A 17,400-nucleotide genomic window follows, 5' to 3' on the forward strand; every position below is an offset into this window, starting at 1 on the left:
TTTTTAAAAGTTTTAAAATCTGCATTAGCTTCTTGGATATTTTTAGACAGTTTAAACATACTTCCTTTATACCAAGTTCTAAAAGTTTGTAAAAGCACTTCACCTAAAAAATAGGATAAATGAAATTGATATTTTAAAGCTTGTTCATAATCAGTGCATTTTTCTAAAGGAGGATATTTAAGTTGAGGAAATACTTTTATAGTTTCTTGATAAATTCTTTTTTCTTTTTTATATTGTTTTTTTATTTGATAAAGTTTTTTACATAATCTTATATACCCCCCCCATTATTATTATATTCTATCATAGCTTGTCCTAGTTTATAAGCAAGATGATTTTTTATCCTTTGTATAGCTGAGTTAGGATTTTGCATAAATTTCCTTAAAAAATTAATCTTAAAATATTAATACTGTAATAAACAATGAGAAAAATTCTAATGATTTATTATAAAATAATGATAATCCTCAGGTATTCCAATATCTATAAAATAATCTTTAAAAATTTCAGCTCTGGCTTTTAAATTATAATAGTTTTCTTGTAAAAATTCTTCAAAAGAAAATCGCTTTTTTAAACTGAAATCATTAAAAATATCTTTAGATATAAGATAAATTCCACCATTTATTAACCCTTGTTTTACAAATTCTTTTTCTTTAAAGGATTGGATGAAATTTTGACTATCAAGTTCAACAGCACCATATCTATCAAAATCTTGCATGATTTTTAAAGCAAGGCAAATTCTACTTTCATTTAGCTTTAATTTATATAAATCAATATCAAAAAAGGTATCTCCATTTAAAACATAAGCCCTATCTTTTATAAAATTCAAAGCTTGTTTTATAGCTCCACCTGTTCCTAAAGGCTCTTTTTCAATACTATATTGTATCTTTATATCCAAAAATTCATCTTTGAAATACTCTTTAATCATTTCATACTTATAAGAAACTGCTAAAATAACTTCTTTTATATTTTGTTTTTTAAGATATTTAAAAATAAATTCCAAAAAAGGCTTATCATTTACTGGTGCCATAGGTTTTGGAACATCATTTATCACACTTCTTAAACGAGTTCCTAAACCTCCGCAAAGTATTATTGCTTGCACTTAAAACCTCTACCAAAAAGTTCTTCTTCAACTATAGCACATATAATATGCCCTATTACAATATGAGTTTCTTGAATTCTTGGAGTACAAGTTGAGGGAACTTGGATGCAAAAATCACAAAGCCTATTTACATGAACAACACAAGAATTTAAATTCTCCATGATTTCACCCCTTCTTTTGTAAATGCAAAATCTTGCACATAACCTTGTTCTTTATTTAAAGCTTTAATCAAATTATATTTCTTTACAGGATCTACGAAAAAAAACATAAATCCACCTGCTCCTGCACCACTTGTTTTACCACTGTAAGCTCCATTATCAATGGCAAGTTTATAAATTCTTTCAAGTTCATCATTGCTAACAATATCAGAAATAATTTTTTTCGATTGCCAAGATTTACCTAAAATTGATGCTAAAGTATCAAAATCAGCCTTAAATAAAGCTTCTTTCATCTTCACAGCATCTTCTTTTATAGCATGCATAGCTTCTAATGATTTATTATCGCCTAATTTTCCTTTTTTATGCTCTTCTATATCTTTTGCTTCTCTAGTAATATTTGTAAAATAAAGCACCGTTCTAGCTTCAAGTTCATTTGCTATCCAGTTTTTAATACGTAAAGGATTAACAATCACACGTTTATTATCATAAAATTCCATAAAATTAAATCCACCAAAAGTTGCAGCATATTGATCTTGTGCACCTCCTACTATACCCATATCTTCTCTTTCTATTTCATAAGCAAGCTTAGCAATTTCATACTCTCCCAAAGGAAGATTAAGCCATTCTACAAAGGCCTTTATAATCCCTACAACCAAAGTAGAACTTCCACCTAAACCACTACCGCTAGGCACGTCAGAATAAGTATGTAAAGAAAAGCTCAATGACTTTTTTGTAAAATCTTTTACAATGCGATTATAAATGCTTTTAAAAATATCTAGATTTCCATCATTTTCTAAGAATTCTTTGCTTTCATACTCTGCATAAGAATGAGTATCAGGAGAATCAAAAATGATTTTTTTATCTTCTCTTTCAATTAAAGTGCAATGTATGTATAAAGATATAGTAGTATTTAAAACATAACCTGTATACTTATCACAGTATAAATTAATATCAGTCCCTCCGCCTGCTAAGCCTAAACGAAGGGGGGTTTGTGTACGTATTGTTTTCATTAATATCCATGTTTACTACATTTTTTTAAATTATATCAAACTTTACTTAAGTTTTTATCAGCTAAACATTTGCAAAACAATTGACTTTCATCATCTTAAATGCTCTTAAAAGCTCTTTAATACCATCTTCTAATAAATTATCAGGACTCCAACCCGTAGCCTCTAACTTAGCATTTGAAACTAAATAATCCCTTTTATCTGGATCTTCACCTATACTAGCTGAATGAATGTAAAAATCAGGAACATATTTTTAATCATTTCAGCAAGTTGTCTTTTAGTTAAATTTGCAGAACTTAAACCCATATCATAAGCTTGACCTTTCATAAATTGATAATTTTCAATTCCATGGATAAAACCCTCGACCACATCACGAACATGAATATAATTACGCCTAAAATGTTCTTCAAAGAGTACTATAAATTTATCTTTATAAGCACGATAAGTAAAATCATTAACAAATAAATCAAGTCTCATTCTAGGAGAGATTCCAAAAACAGTTGCTAGACGAAAAGTTACACAATTTCCCTTTTCAAGTAAATATTGCTCTGCTTGGACTTTATCGATTCCATATTCTGAAATAGGGTTTAAAGGAGAGTCTTCAGTACACATCACATCTTTTTTACCTATACCATAACCACTATTTGTATTTGGATAAATAAATATTTGAGAAGGGCTTGCAAAATCACTTATCATTTTCACAGCTTCATAATTAACCATTTTAGCAAGCTTGGGATTTCTTTTGTACAGCGGTGCTCCGACTAAAGCAGTTAGAGGAATAATAACATCAGCTTTTGCAACTTCTTGTTCAATAAGATTTTCATCCATGGCATTGCCATTTATAAAAGTAAAATTTTTATTATGTGAACAAGGTAAAAGAGAAACCTGATTAAACATCAAATTATCTATTACACAAACTTTATAACCTTTTTCAAGTAAAATTGGAGTTAAAACCGAACCTATATAACCTGCACCACCTGTAATTAAAATCTTTTTTGACATCTCTTTCCTTTAAATCGATTGTTTTATCGATTTAAAGGAATTCTGCCTTTTTTAATTTCATTTCTCCAATGATTTAGCAAATCTTCAAGCATTTGCTTAACTGGAATTTCAGCCTTCCAATCGATAAAACTTTTTATCTTTGTGTTATCAAACATTTGATAGTCTGCATCAATAGGACGCATTCTATCTTCATCTTGTTTTATCTGTATACCCTCCCCCATATCACTAAAATTAAGCAATATATCTATAACTTCGGGAAGTTTAAAAGCCTCTTCTCCTGCTATATTAAAAGCTTCTCCACAAGGCACATTACCTTTTTCACTTTCAAGTGAAAGCAAATAATAAGCCCTAATAGCATCACGACAATCTTGAAAAGTCCTCACACTCGAAAGATTTCCCACTTTTATAACAGGCTCTTGATAGCCAGCTTCAATCAATGCAATTTGTTTAGCCACTGTACTCTCAAAAAAGACATCACTTCTTCTTGGACCACTATGTGTTCCCATTCTAGTAACAAAAGTTTTTATTCCATAAGCTTCTCCATAAAATCTTCCAAGATAATCAGTTCCGATTTTGCTTATACTATAAGGACTTGCTCCATGAAATTGTGTTTCTTCATTTAATGCTACACCCACTTTAGCTTTTCCATAAACTTCGCTAGATGAACACACATGAACTACAGGATCATAGCCATCCTTTATCTTTAAGAGTCTAATATTTTCTAAAATATTGGCAGTGCCTATGATATTAGTTTGTAAAGTTTCTATAGGTATATCAAAAGAAGTTTTTGGATAAGATTGTGCTGCTAAATGAAAGATTACATCAGGACGTTTACTTTCAAAAAGCTTTTGAATACTAGAATAATCATTTAAATCCGCATAAAAAACACTTATTTTATCTTTTTTATTGATTCTATCACTAAGATGATAGATATTATCCATGCTCTCTTGCCAACGCATCATACCTATGACTTCATAATCAGTATTTGCAAGTAAAAAATCTGCCATTTGAGAACCCACTTGCCCTGTAAAACCTGTAATCAATGCTGTTTTATTCATCAATGCCTTATCACCTTATCTATTTTGTTTTTTCAAATACCAATTATACATCATTTTAATGCCTTTTTCAAATTCTCGTGTGTCATCTACAATTTTTATAAGTTAAGATATCAAATTTTAATTGTTAAAGAATTGATACCTTAATTTTAGTATTTGATTAAATTTTTAATTCCACCTAAAAAATTAAACATATTCAAATCTTATTGGAATTTCAGGATTTGATGGCCAAACCGGAAAATCTAAACCTTGTAAATTTCCACATTCTTTTCTATAATTGAAATCTTGTGTTAGCCTATCTTTCCTTAAATAACTTACTTCCAAAGTAGTGCTAAAAAATAATCCTTTAGAATAAAAAATTTTTCCATGATTATTGAAATGTGTATGTATAGGAACAAAATATTCGTTAAGCCTTGTTAATACATTTGTTCTTTTTTGCATCCCATCTTGCTCCTCAGGATTGCATCCATGAAACTCAAATATAACTTGCGAAAAATACATGTTTAAAACACTAATATCAATATTTTCAAGCATATCCCACTCGCAATTTTCAATATCGCATTGTAAAATATTTGGCTTATTTTTATCTAGTTTATTGTCTTTTAAAACTTGAGATAAAGTAATTGTGGTTTCATTATCAATATTACCTATAAATTTTTTATAAAATGTAATATTTTCATGATTATATGGACATTTTTGTATACTGCCATCATATTGTATTACCTTAAATCCTCTTTGAGCCATTTCCAAATCCCAAGGAGAATATTCTGAAACACCTAAGGAAATAGCTTGAACACCAATATTATTTGTATCCCCTCCCCCTTCTCCTCCTTCATTGTATACTACATATCCGCCATCACTTAAACCGCCTATTCTTATCAAATTTCTTAAAGGTATTTCTAAAGGTCTAATAAGATTCAAATAAGTTGTGATGTTTTTATAACATTGTTCGTTATGATTGATACGAATATAATTTTTATCTCTATCTTGTAGTAATAAAAGTAAAATCTCTTTATCTTTTTTGCTGATATCTGAATTCGAGATAATATTTAACATTAAAATCTGATAAGATAACTGATTATTAAGCTTTAAGTTAATATTTAATTCTTCTAACAATTTTTTCATATTTCATCCTTTGTCTTTAGTTGCTAAACTATCTCTTTGTGAGAGAATCGGAGATTTTGTAGGCCAATCTATTTTTATTCTCTCATCATTCCATGCATAAGTGAACTGATCCTTAGCATCTACATATTCTCCTAAATAAGCACATTTATAGTAATAAACAGCACTTTGACTACTAACATAATGCCCATTTCCAAAACCTGCTGGTACCAGAATAATTTGTTGATTATCTTCATTTATAATAAATTTTTCATATTTCAAATAAGTTGGAGAATCTTTTCTACAATCTACTACAACTTGATGCACCTCTCCATAAACACAAGTGGCTAATTTATAAGTTTTTATATCCCCATGAATACCGCGAATGACATTGTGTTTAGAATGTATGAATTTATCATGTATAAACTTCAATCCATCTGGTAAAAGTTTATCTATAGCTTCACTAGTAAATGCTGTCCAAATTTCGCCCCTTAAATCTCTAAATTTATTAGGAGTTATAATATATACATCTTTGAAAAGTAAAGACTCTTTAATATCAAATTCAATAGCCATCATGCAACCTTTAAAATATATTCAAAGGTCACATTAAGAGTCTTAAATTTAAAATTACTTAATCCCCCCCCCCCTGCTAACTATGACTTCATTTAAAAGACCTATTTGATTACTAATATCAAACTGATGGTTACCAACGAAAAAACCTTTTTCATGAATGTATTTAGCATTTTTAAGATCTTTATGAATCTCGTAATTAAAATATTTGATTACCTCATTTTGGGTAAAATCACCTGTAGCAATAGGTCGATATTCTATACTATTTTCTTCTAATTTTTTAATAATATCTTTTCTTTGTAATTTAGAATTTGGCTTAATGATCAATGAAAAACCAAACCAAGAACTAGAACCAATTTCTTTTTGAATTATGAAATCAGGATGATCTTTAAAATATCTGTAAAATAACTTAGCATTTTCTCTGCGATGTTTTAAAAACATAGGTAATTTTTTAAGCTGTTCTATACCTATAGCACCACTCATTTCAACTGGACGAACATTATATCCCGGTAAAACAAAGCGAAAAGACTCGCTAAACCAATCTTCACCTTTACTAACAATCAAATTTTCTTTTGGTAAATTTCTAGTCCAACCATGAGCCCTTAGACAAAGAAGTATATGATATAATTCCTCATTATCTGTCACTACAAAACCGCCCTCCATGGTAGCCATATGATGGGAAAAAAAAGTTGAAAAAGTTCCCATAATACCAAAAGTTCCAGCTTGCTTTCCTTTATACTCAGCACCCATAGACTCACAATTATCTTCAAGCAAAAGGATATTTTTATCCTTAATCATATCTTGAATTGCATCAAAGTCATTAGGATTGCCTAAAAGATTCACCACCATAATCATTTTAGTCTCATTAGTAATTGCATCTTTTAATGCTTCTAAATCATAATTTAAGGTTTCTAAATCAATATCGACAAATTTAAGCTTTAAACCATATTGATAAAGAGGATAATAAGTTGTACTCCAAGAAACTGCTGGAACTATAACTTCATCTCCTCTTTTTAACTTTGGATTTTTTGTATAAAATAAGGCTGCGACTGCAATTAAATTAGCGGTTGATCCTGAACTGGTCATAACTGCATATTTTGAACCTGCAAATACAGCAAAATCTTTTTCAAATTCAGCAACCTTTTTACCCATAGTAAACATATCGCTTTTGATAACATCCTGTATAGCTTGCAATTCTTTTTCATCCCAAGTAGATGATGCTAGTTTATATTCCATATTTGTCCCTTATTTATTATTTTTCAAATACCAATTATACATCATTTTAATGCCTTCTTCAAGTTCAATTTTGTGTTTCCATCCTAAAGAATGAAGTTTAGAACAATCGGTAAGTTTATGCATAACACCATTTGGACGATTTACGTTAAAAATAATTTTACCTTTAAAACCAACAATATTTTTAATCATATTAGCGAGATCTTTAATACTGATATTTTTATTAGGTCCTATATTTAAATGTGTATTAGTAATTTCAGTATTGTTATCTTTTAAATCTTTAAAATCTATATTGTTCATTATAAATAAACAAGCATTTGCTAAATCTTGACTGTGTAAAAACTCTCTTGTTGGTTCTCCATTTCCCCAAATTTCAACACTATTTTCATTGATACCATGCTGTTTTAAATAAACTTTAGCTTCATTAATAGAATTTAATCCTAGATCGCTTAATAAATCTTCATATCGCTTTTCGTTTAAAAGTTTAGCCAAATGCATTTTTCTTAAAATTGCAGGTAAAACATGAGATTTTTCAAGATCAAATTTATCATTATTACCATACAAATTTGTAGGAGTAATTGCTATAAAATTAGTACCATACTGCAAATTATAACTTTCACATAATATTAAACCCGCAATTTTAGCAATTGCATAAGGTTTATTAGTATACTCTAAATCTCCTGCTAACATTTGTTTTTCATTAGTTGGAAAAAGTGCATTTTTAGGATATATTGTAGTTGAAGCCACAAAGAGCAATTTTTTTACCTTATGTAAATAAGCATTATGAATAACATTGCATTCTATCATTAAATTTTGATAAATAAAATCTGCGCGATAAGTATTATTAGCTAAAATTCCACCTACTTTAGCAGCTGATAAAAATACATATTCTGGTTTTTCTTTTTCAAAAAAAATAGCAACATCGTTTTGATTAGTTAAATCTAGTTCTTCATGAGTCCTAAAGACAAGATTGTTATAACCTTGTCTTTTAAATTCATCAAGCATAGCACTACCTACAAGACCATTATGCCCTGCTATATATATTTTTGAATCCTTAAGCATTACAAACCCTTTTAGTAGAATTTGTAAAATGAAGTATGTTATTTGCGCAATAAAGTTGCTTAGGCACAATAATAAAAGGATCAAATTCTAATTCCTCTTGTAATCCCCCCCCCCTGTCAATATTTTGCTTACTATTTATATAATAAGTCTGCTTATACCAATTATACATCATTTTAATCCCTTCTTCAAGTTCAATTTTGTGTTTCCATCCTAAAGAATGAAGTTTAGAACAATCTAATAATCTATTCATAGAACTATCAGGCTTAGTAATATCAAATTTAAGTTCTCCTTTATAGCCTATAATTTCTTTAATAAGTTCAGCTAAGTCTTTAATGCAAAGATCTTTACTAGTGCCTATATTAATATGAGTATGTTTAATCTCTTTTATATCATTATCATATAAATCTTTAAAATCAATATTTTGCATGATATAAATACAAGCATCGGCTAAATCTTGACTGTGTAAAAATTCACGCCTTGGTTGACCACTACCCCAAAGTTCCACACTTTTATCATCAATACCCTGATTTTTTAAATATCGTTTAGCTTCATCAAGATTATCAATTTTTAAATCTAACAAAAGCTCTTCATATCTTGATTCACATAAAAGTTTTGCAAGATGAATTTTTCTTAGCATTGCAGGTAAAACTTTAGCCGTTTTAAAATCAAAATCCTTAGTTTCTCCATATAAATTGGTTAAAGCTACGCAAATAAAATTAGTATCGTATTGTAAATTATACGCTTCAGCCATCTTAAGTCCTGCAATTTTAGCAATTGCATAAGGTTCAGCAAGATAATCTAGTTCATCACATAATAAAGCTTCTTCTTTGATAGGATTGTTAGCTTTTTGCGGATACATCCAAGAGCTTCCAAAAAAAATAAGCTTTTTCACATTATGCATATAAGCATTATAAAAAACATTATTTTGCATCATTAAATTTTCATACAAAATATCCGCTGGAGCCTTGATCCCTAAATGAGCTAATTTAGCTGCAGCGAAAAAAACATAATCAGGCTTTTCACAATCAAAAAATTCTGCAACTTTTTCTTGATTAGTCAAATCTAATTCTTTATGATCTCTTATAATAATATTAGTAAAATCTAATTCTTTTAATCTTTTTAAAATAGCACTTCCAGCTGTTCCATTATGCCCTGCTACATATATTTTTGAATCTTTTTGCATTAATTATCCTTAAAAGTTTTTAACTTAAATTATATATTAATCTTAAAATTTCTATTTTTACATACTCTATATATTTCTACTTTTGTTTATGTTTAAATTCTTTTTTAAGTTTATATAGGTCAAACCAGAATTTTATATATCCACCTCTATACCAATTTTTAGTTGCCTCTATAAATATTGAACCTAATTTATATTTAAAACATTCCTTTATAATACTAGATTGCGAACTATGACAATTCAACAAATATTTATCGTGGCGCCAATGTTGATATAAACAAATAAAAATCTTTATAGGCATTTGGATATAACCATATAAATTTTTAGAATTATCAATTAATATTGTGCCTAATTTATAGGATAAATGGTTATAAACATCATAGTCGTAATTATATAATTTAGAATATTCTTGATATTTTTTTAAAAAATCAATGCTTTTAGATAACTTTGATTTTTCTAAAGAGTTACAATCAATCCTTTTACAATCTAAAGTCAGTTCTTTGCTAAAGTTCGGTGGTATAAAATCTATAAAATAAAAATTTTTAATGGTATTAGATCGTAAAGGTATACAATTTATCTTCATTAAAGAACAAAATTGTAATAACATATCATGAGCAGAATTAAAATTAGGAAAATCTTTAAAAAAGTTTATTGATTTATTTAAAAAACCATATTTCCATAATGACAAATAAATTTCCATTACACACCTTCTTCCAGCAGCAAAATTATCATTTAAACCACCATTTAAACTTTCATGATGTTTTATCATTAAATCATTTAAATGCATTTTATCAAGATCTTCAATAGAAAAATTTATATTGTATTCTAAATCAGGCCTAACTTTAATAATAAAATCATATTGAAAATTGTTTTCTGCTTCATAACAAATAATTGACTTTAATAATTCGTAATTAGCATACCATATTTTTGAAATATTAATAAATATATTGTCAAGGTTTAAACCGTATTTTTTAAGAAATTGATCTTGATTTTTTACAATTATTTTTTTTATGATATCTGTTTTAGGTAATTTTTCAAGATTAATTGGAATAGAATATTCTTGGTTTAATTTGAAAAAAACATGTGGAAAATAATTTTTTAAGTTATTTCTATGCATAATTTGTTCAGGAATTATATCTAATAATTCTTTGTTTAAAAGTCGTTTAGCCCAGCTTCCCCCTGCACCGTTTAATCCAGGCCATAAAAATTCTGAATTCCAAGTAAATAAAAAAACATCAACATTAAATGGAAAACTTTCAATTACCTTTTTTAAATTTACTTCCCATTCTATTCCTCTCATTGCTCCACTTATACACAAAGCAACTTTTTGAGAGGATTTTAAATGCTTATTATAGAAAATATTGTAATTATAATTCAACAAGAATTTTTCGTAATAAATTCTAGCACCTTCTGTCATATTAGTATGAAAATTTTCTTGCAAAACAGTTAATATATTTCTTGTATCATTACAAAAAAACTTTTTATCAATGCATGAAAAATAATCGACAACTTGCTTAATAAAAAAAGACTGAAAAATTAAAGAATTACTTTTTATTACATAGGGAAATAATGAGATAACAAGATCTTTTTTTAAGTGAAAATTTAATATTGATCTAGAAATTATATAATTAATACATAAAAGCATGTGCTTGTGTGCTTTAATACAGCTTATAATTTCTTGATCATTAAATGTTAGAATCGCTTTTAAAAAGTTATAAAACTCAAAAAAATCTCCTAAATATGTTTCCTCTCTTATCTCAACAATATGTTGTGATGATAAATTATCAAACAATAAAATTAATTCATTTACATTTCCTACTTGATATAATAAATCAATATATTCTTTATATTTATTAGTCAAATTTTGTTTGTAAAGATTTTCAACTATATTAAAATCCCAAGCCTCAAGGGCATTGGAAATCATTTTTTGCATCGCATATCCTCAGTTAACCTGTTTACTTCAAAAATAAATTTAATTAAACCACCTTTATACCAATTTTTACAAGCTTTTATAAACATTTGTCCCAATTTATATGTGAAACTGTCTTTTTCTTTTTGAGCCTCATTATAATCTGGATAAGTTTTTAGGGGAAAAACTTTTTCTTTAAAATTAATAGTTTTATGAGCAATAAAAATAGCCCATAATATGAAAGGTAATTTAATATAACCGATGAAAGAGTTATATTTGATTAAAGCACTTCCGAATTTATAAGATAAATGGTTGCAAACTATAAATTTAGCAGAATTAGGATAAATAATATTATTTTTATTAAGCAAATTAGAAATTCCTGCTTTTTTCTGTAATTGATAAAGCTGTAATTTTTTGATTTCTATATCTTGTTCTAAACAAATTAATTCCATATTGGACTTTTTTGTTGGAATAGAATCTAAACTTTCTTGTAAAGATAGCTTTTCTTGATTTAAATTTAAAATTTGGTGGTTTAGATTATCTAAATCTGATTTTCTGATATCAACAAACATATATTGATTAATATATTTCATTCCAGATCTCCATGGTCTAAATTCATATTCCCATCTATATTTAATAAAAATATTAAATATATTCTTATCTTCTAAATATGCTCTATGTGGATGTTTAACAGAACTGAAATTACTAAACCATATTAAATCACCTTCGTTTGGCATTCTTGAATCTAACAAACCAAATCTAAAAGCATTTGATGAACAAAAATTTGTTTTAGGCATTAAAGGAAACTCTTTAAATACTCCTTCCCAACCATTTCTAGGATTTCTTATAGAATTATAAACTTTAATATATTCATCTATTTTCAAAGGTTTAAAAAACATAATATCAGGTCTTGTATATAAATGATAATTATATTTAATATTATGCTTTTGCTCATAGTCTAATTTTAAACTATTAACTTTTTCTAAAGTAATATACATTCCAGATTTAGTAGCATCTAAAATTGGTGGTTCAATAAGGTATTGTTTAGGTTGATAAATTCCTATAATATTTTCTATATCATGAATGCCTATTTTTACACCAGTTAAGCCTGGATATTTTATATGAGAGTGGGCACTTCCTGTATCAAATTGATCCCATGTGTGCAAAAATATATCTATTTCCCAACCATCTTGTTTATTTACATCTATAATATTACTGAAAAAACTTTCATAAGTTTGACTATAAGTTCTTAGTGCACCAAATAAATGAACTGCTAATTTTTTCCCCATAATAATCCTTAATTTTATAATTTATAATAAATAGAAATTTCTTTAATTAACCATAAAAGATTTGGATACTTTTTGCATGAATTTTTCATTTTTACTATATCAAAACATATAGTTTTATAAATTTTACCTCTAAATAAAAATAAAGTTGATAATAAATCACATTGTATTTTGTTTAAATTTTGGATTAAATATTTTTCTACAACATCATAATATCCATAACATAAATTTAAATGAATCCAATGAATTATCCATGCTGTATTGCTCGAATCTTCAAATATGGCTTTTTCTATAATTTGTAAAGATGTTTTATAATCTTTTTCCAATTTTAAAGATAATTGATATAATCTAAAAAATGCCATTGATCTATACATAGAATTTAAGTCTAATTTATCAATATTTTTTTGAATAATCTGGTATTGTTCTTTTTCAGAAAAAATTTTATGAAATGAAATATCTTTTTTTACTCCAGAAAAAAAAGAAGGACACTGGGAAAATGCTGATTTTTGTAAAGAAATTCCTGGGGTATAAATCAAGACTGCATGAGAAAGAAGATTCATTTCAAAAAATGCTCTTTCAGTAAGATCTGAAAATTGAGATGCAAACTGATCTGCTAAAATAATTTTTTGATCATTATTAAATTGGTTGATTAAAAGTTTATCAGCATCAACATCTTGACTAAAAATAATAATTTTATTATTAATTTCATTCTTTATAATTTCTATGGCAATCTCATAAGGGAAATATTTATCTCCTACAAAACCATATAGAGAAGCTTTCTTGTAAGTTGAGGAATAAATTATATCTGCACCTCTGATATGTATCGCTATAAAGCTACCTAATTTTTTAGCAATTTGTTTTGCATGCTTGATTATATCTTGATATTTATCTGAAAATCCAATTTGCCTATAAATCTCTGAAAAATCCTTATAACATTGATCTTCATTATAATCTTTTATCCAATTACTCAATGCACCGCCTTCTATACCAGGAGCATACCAACCCCATTTTTGTTCAAATGGACCATTTTTTATACTATTAAAAGTTTTTTTTGTATGAAAAATTCCAAATCCATGGTTACTCTTTATATCTTTACAACTAATATAATATTTTTGTATAAAATTTTTATTAAATATTTCGTCAACTTTCCCTAATGCAAAAGGAATATGTTTTATAGAGTTAAACATTTCATATGTGTTGCCTATGACATCTTCTACCATTCCCCATTTAAAATAAAATGGCAATTTAGTTTTTTGAGATAGTAACAATCCTGACATGATTGCAAACAATCTCATGCCAAATCCATCGGGCTTAGCCATAATAATACATGGTGATATCATATATTTATTATTGTTATAACGTTTTAAATTAATCCCAAAAAGACGATTAAATTTATCCAAAATAGCATTATTATAATCAATAAAGTTAAAATCATAAGTCTGAATAGGTCCTGTCAAAAATTTTTCCATGGCCTTTGCTAAACTATTATCATCAATATCACTCATTAATGCTTTATATGAATTTAAAACCGATTTATTGCCTGTTATATTAGTTGCTATTATTGGCTTGTTTAAAACCAGAGATTCAAGTAACACCATAGGTTGTCCTTCGTGTAGCGAACTTAATATAAAACAATCCGATTTTTTTAAATAAGCATAAGGATTATTCCTATGCCCAAGAAGATAAACATTTTTAATATTATTTTTTGAAATATACAAATTCAAATCCTCTTTTAAAGGTCCATCGCCTAATATAATTAACCTAGTATTGTGGAATTTGGAATTGAGTTTTTGAAAAGCTTTTATAAGAGTCATTTGATTTTTTTCTGGCGATAACCTAGCAATATTAATAAAAACTTTAAAATTATCATTAAAAATTATTTCATCTTCTTTATGCTCTAAAGTAAAACCGCTTTTAAATAATATATTTTTATAGTCTATAATATTATTCATAAAATCAAATTTATCATGTTTTATATTATAAACACTTGATAAATTATTTCTGTTTAGATCACTTAATTCTTTTGAGACAGAAAAAATATGATCAAAATATTTATAAAGATTAAAAATTTTTTCAAGATATGGAAATCTTACTTCAAATTCTCCTTTCATATCATTATGAAGATAAATAATTTTTTTAGCATTAATTTTAGCATATGCAAACCTATAAACCCATAATTCCCCATAACCGTCAAAACTAATTAAACAATCAAATTTAGAATCGCCGTACAAACATTGAAAATCACGTTCAAAACATTTAGCAAAAACTTCTTCTTGCTCTTGATTTGACCTTTTATTTTTATAAATTGGATTAGTCAATAACCAATTTTCCTCTTGTGTTTGACTAAGAATATTAGGATTACTAAGAATATAAACCTTATCTTGTATTTGACGAACATATTTTATACAGATTGGACTTTGTCTAACTTGCCATGAATCGACTGCAATATGTACATTATATATATTTAAATCTAAATAGTTTAAAAAATTAGCAAAAGAAGCACTGATGCCATTATTGCCTAAACCTCCAGGATAAATTAATAAATTTATTTTATTTTGCTGCATTTTATATAATTTAGCATTATCAAAATGGTCAAAAAAGAAAAAATCAATAACTCTTTGAGTTGCAAAACCATCTTCATTTAAAAGAAATATATCTTTAATCTCTTGAGAAGTTTTACATTTTTCAAGCATTAAAGGATTTTTTAAAATTTCTAGAACCTGTTGGGCAGTTTTACAATGGATAGAATTTAACATTTCAATTTCAAAATATAAACCATGTTGACTTTTATATTCTTCATAATCATATATATAATAAATAATTGGTCTATTTAAAACCATAAAGTCAAATATAATCGAAGAATAATCAGATATCAACACATCAATGACTGATAAAAGCTCATTGGTATCTATATCCCTAGGGACACTAAGTATTCCTTTATCTTTAAGTTTTGTTTCTAAATTATAATGTCCTCTAAATAAAACATTAAATCCAGATTCTGCAAACAACTCAAGATCTTTATAAATCCTTTCAGTATTTAAGTCCGGATTTTCAAATGAATTTCTGTATGTTGGTGCATACAATATAACTTTATCACCAATCTTAATGTTTAATCTTTCTCGTATTTGCTGTTTTTTTAGTTTATCTATTGTTAAAGTAAGATCAATTCTAGGATAACCGCTTTCATAAACACTACCTTTAAAAATATTTCCAATATCATGTTTTTGTATTAAAACATCACTTGTATGTTTATTAGGGGATATGATATGAGTTGATTGCAAAAAATCTTTTTGAGTTATTTCAAATTCCATAAAACCTCGTTTTATATCCTTTCCTAAACATTTCCAAGGAGTTCCATGCCAAGTTGCTAAATATTTTTGCTCTGGTTTTCTTATAAAGAATCTACAAAAAGATCCTGAGTTAATTAAATACTTTGCACTTGCTAGGTATTTAAAATATAATTTAGAAAAACACTTTACAAAAATAATTTTTTTATTTTGTTGAAATTCTAAAGGAATAAAATTTAAATCTTGTAATACCCAAATATGGATAAAATTATCAAATCGCGAATCTTTTAATAGAGATAAAAAAATTGCATAAGGATTACAAGACATAAACTGTGCAGTATGTGATTGATATAAAATAACATTTTCTAAAATATTTTCATTCTCATAAAAATCCAAATAAATAGCTTTTTGTTTAAAAAAATTGTCTTTTGAGAAATTCAAATTATGATTAAAAATATAATTATTTATTCTATTTATTTGAGTAAAAATTTTACATGCTTCTTTATAATCTTCTAATCTCATTAAACAATTGCCTAATCTATAAAAATATTCAGGATTACAATAAGAATCTCTTGCAACAGCTTCTTTATAAAAAATACAAGCTTGCTTAAAATTATCCTGTCTTTCTAAAACTACTCCTAACCTATAATGATATAAAGAACAATGGTAATTAATATCAAGAGCTTTATGGTAATATTTTTCAGAATTTTTCCAGTCATAAAGCATTTCAAAGCTAAAAGCTATTTTATAAAATATCTTATCTAAAAAAACTATATCACATTTTTGAAGTTTATCTAGATAAGCTATATTTGCTTCATACCAATAACCCATTTTCTCATGAAAAATACCTATTCCAAAAATATCAGATTCAAGATTTTCATCAAGTTCTATAGCTTTTTGGTAAGCTTGGATTGATAAAATTGTATCTTGAATTTTTTCATAGCAGAATCCAAGTCTGTAATACCATACAGGTTCAATTAATATTTTTTGTTTTTCTTGTAATAAAATTGATTTTTCGTAATGATTTGCTGCGTCCTTATACCTTTTCATAGCTTCGTAAGCAATTGCTAAATCCCTTAAAACAATAAAATTATTTTTATTTCCATGATTAAGTTTTTGTTCAAGCCTGCTGATTTCTTTCCACCAAAGCTTTTGTTCTACAAAGAAACCGAATTTTAAATGATTATAAACTTGTTGAAGTTGTCTTCTCCAACTTGGAATTTCTTTTAAAGAACATGCTTGTTCAAAAAACAATTTTGCATTATTCCATTCTTTTAAGTGAAAACAAGACATTCCAATTTTAAAATAAGTTTTAGCATTATTTTTCACTATCTCAGATGCTTTTACAAAATATTTTTTAGATATTTTATATTTTTTTCTTTTATAATATATAGAAGCAATTAAAAAATATAATCCAAAAATAACATAATTCATCTTACTCTCCTTAATATTAT

General features: G+C 26.7%; 11 protein-coding genes and 3 pseudogenes. All 14 read right to left on the reverse strand.

Translation table 11 applies throughout. From position 1 onward, the window contains the following. Nucleotides 1–370 (reverse strand): annotated as a pseudogene (locus tag GRQ01_RS06755) (DUF2972 domain-containing protein); the annotation flags it as partial. Nucleotides 371–430: 60 nt separating this feature from the next. Beyond that, the gene (gene hddC, locus GRQ01_RS06760; protein ID WP_203121285.1) at nt 431–1,096 is read right to left on the reverse strand and encodes a D-glycero-D-manno-heptose 1-phosphate guanosyltransferase; all 666 of its coding nucleotides are present in this window, start codon (nt 1,094–1,096) and stop codon (nt 431–433) included. After that, nucleotides 1,084–1,227, reverse strand: a pseudogene (locus GRQ01_RS06765) (phosphoheptose isomerase); the annotation flags it as partial. The pseudogene GRQ01_RS06765 and the gene hddC, both read right to left, overlap by 13 nt. A gap of 17 nt (nt 1,228–1,244) precedes the next feature. Then, nucleotides 1,245–2,264 carry a D-glycero-D-manno-heptose 7-phosphate kinase gene (gene hddA, locus GRQ01_RS06770; protein ID WP_158335019.1) on the reverse strand — a complete coding sequence of 340 codons (1,020 nt, stop codon included), beginning with the start codon at nt 2,262–2,264 and terminating at the stop codon, nt 1,245–1,247. A gap of 61 nt (nt 2,265–2,325) precedes the next feature. Further along, nucleotides 2,326–3,263: pseudogene (locus GRQ01_RS06775) on the reverse strand (SDR family oxidoreductase). 23 nt (nt 3,264–3,286) lie between these two features. Next, the gene (locus tag GRQ01_RS06780; protein WP_158335020.1) at nt 3,287–4,321 is read right to left on the reverse strand and encodes a GDP-mannose 4,6-dehydratase; all 1,035 of its coding nucleotides are present in this window, start codon (nt 4,319–4,321) and stop codon (nt 3,287–3,289) included. Between the two features lie 183 nt (nt 4,322–4,504). Beyond that, the gene (locus tag GRQ01_RS06785) at nt 4,505–5,443 is read right to left on the reverse strand and encodes an FkbM family methyltransferase (RefSeq protein ID WP_158335021.1); all 939 of its coding nucleotides are present in this window, start codon (nt 5,441–5,443) and stop codon (nt 4,505–4,507) included. 3 nt (nt 5,444–5,446) lie between these two features. Continuing rightward, a complete protein-coding gene (locus tag GRQ01_RS06790; RefSeq protein WP_158335022.1) occupies nt 5,447–5,992 on the reverse strand; it encodes a dTDP-4-dehydrorhamnose 3,5-epimerase family protein in 546 nt (181 codons plus the stop codon). A gap of 54 nt (nt 5,993–6,046) precedes the next feature. Beyond that, nucleotides 6,047–7,225, reverse strand: a complete 1,179-nt coding sequence (locus GRQ01_RS06795; protein WP_158335023.1) for a DegT/DnrJ/EryC1/StrS family aminotransferase — start codon at nt 7,223–7,225, stop codon at nt 6,047–6,049. 9 nt (nt 7,226–7,234) lie between these two features. Next, a complete protein-coding gene (locus tag GRQ01_RS06800) occupies nt 7,235–8,284 on the reverse strand; it encodes a GDP-L-fucose synthase family protein (RefSeq protein ID WP_158335024.1) in 1,050 nt (349 codons plus the stop codon). Beyond that, nucleotides 8,277–9,467, reverse strand: coding sequence for a GDP-L-fucose synthase family protein (locus GRQ01_RS06805; RefSeq protein ID WP_158335025.1), 1,191 nt, complete (start codon nt 9,465–9,467; stop codon nt 8,277–8,279). The genes GRQ01_RS06800 and GRQ01_RS06805 overlap by 8 nt, the downstream gene beginning before the upstream one ends. Nucleotides 9,468–9,543: 76 nt before the next feature. Then, nucleotides 9,544–11,397 (reverse strand): capsular biosynthesis protein, encoded by a 1,854-nt coding sequence (locus tag GRQ01_RS06810; RefSeq protein ID WP_158335026.1) that lies wholly within the window; start codon nt 11,395–11,397, stop codon nt 9,544–9,546. Beyond that, entirely contained in the window at nt 11,385–12,662 is a 1,278-nt protein-coding gene (locus tag GRQ01_RS06815; RefSeq protein WP_158335027.1) for an alpha-2,3-sialyltransferase, read from the reverse strand. Before GRQ01_RS06815 ends, GRQ01_RS06810 begins: the two co-directional genes overlap by 13 nt. A gap of 14 nt (nt 12,663–12,676) precedes the next feature. Then, nucleotides 12,677–17,380 (reverse strand): CDP-glycerol glycerophosphotransferase family protein, encoded by a 4,704-nt coding sequence (locus GRQ01_RS06820; RefSeq protein ID WP_158335028.1) that lies wholly within the window; start codon nt 17,378–17,380, stop codon nt 12,677–12,679. Between the last annotated feature and the right edge of the window lie 20 nt (nt 17,381–17,400).

This window comes from Campylobacter bilis, assembly GCF_016806695.1.
GTDB classification, from domain to species: Bacteria; Campylobacterota; Campylobacteria; order Campylobacterales; family Campylobacteraceae; genus Campylobacter_D; species Campylobacter_D bilis.

What these genes read in the sequence shown, in the direction of transcription:
- hddA (WP_158335019.1), bottom strand. Translation starts at nt 2,264, where the DNA reads ATGAAAACAATACGTACACAAACCCCCCTTCGTTTAGGCTTAGCAGGC.
- GRQ01_RS06790 (WP_158335022.1), bottom strand. Translation starts at nt 5,992, where the DNA reads ATGGCTATTGAATTTGATATTAAAGAGTCTTTACTTTTCAAAGATGTA.
- GRQ01_RS06800 (WP_158335024.1), bottom strand. Translation starts at nt 8,284, where the DNA reads ATGCTTAAGGATTCAAAAATATATATAGCAGGGCATAATGGTCTTGTA.
- GRQ01_RS06780 (WP_158335020.1), bottom strand. Translation starts at nt 4,321, where the DNA reads ATGAATAAAACAGCATTGATTACAGGTTTTACAGGGCAAGTGGGTTCT.
- GRQ01_RS06795 (WP_158335023.1), bottom strand. Translation starts at nt 7,225, where the DNA reads ATGGAATATAAACTAGCATCATCTACTTGGGATGAAAAAGAATTGCAA.
- GRQ01_RS06785 (WP_158335021.1), bottom strand. Translation starts at nt 5,443, where the DNA reads ATGAAAAAATTGTTAGAAGAATTAAATATTAACTTAAAGCTTAATAAT.
- GRQ01_RS06810 (WP_158335026.1), bottom strand. Translation starts at nt 11,397, where the DNA reads ATGCAAAAAATGATTTCCAATGCCCTTGAGGCTTGGGATTTTAATATA.
- GRQ01_RS06820 (WP_158335028.1), bottom strand. Translation starts at nt 17,380, where the DNA reads ATGAATTATGTTATTTTTGGATTATATTTTTTAATTGCTTCTATATAT.
- GRQ01_RS06815 (WP_158335027.1), bottom strand. Translation starts at nt 12,662, where the DNA reads ATGGGGAAAAAATTAGCAGTTCATTTATTTGGTGCACTAAGAACTTAT.
- GRQ01_RS06805 (WP_158335025.1), bottom strand. Translation starts at nt 9,467, where the DNA reads ATGCAAAAAGATTCAAAAATATATGTAGCAGGGCATAATGGAACAGCT.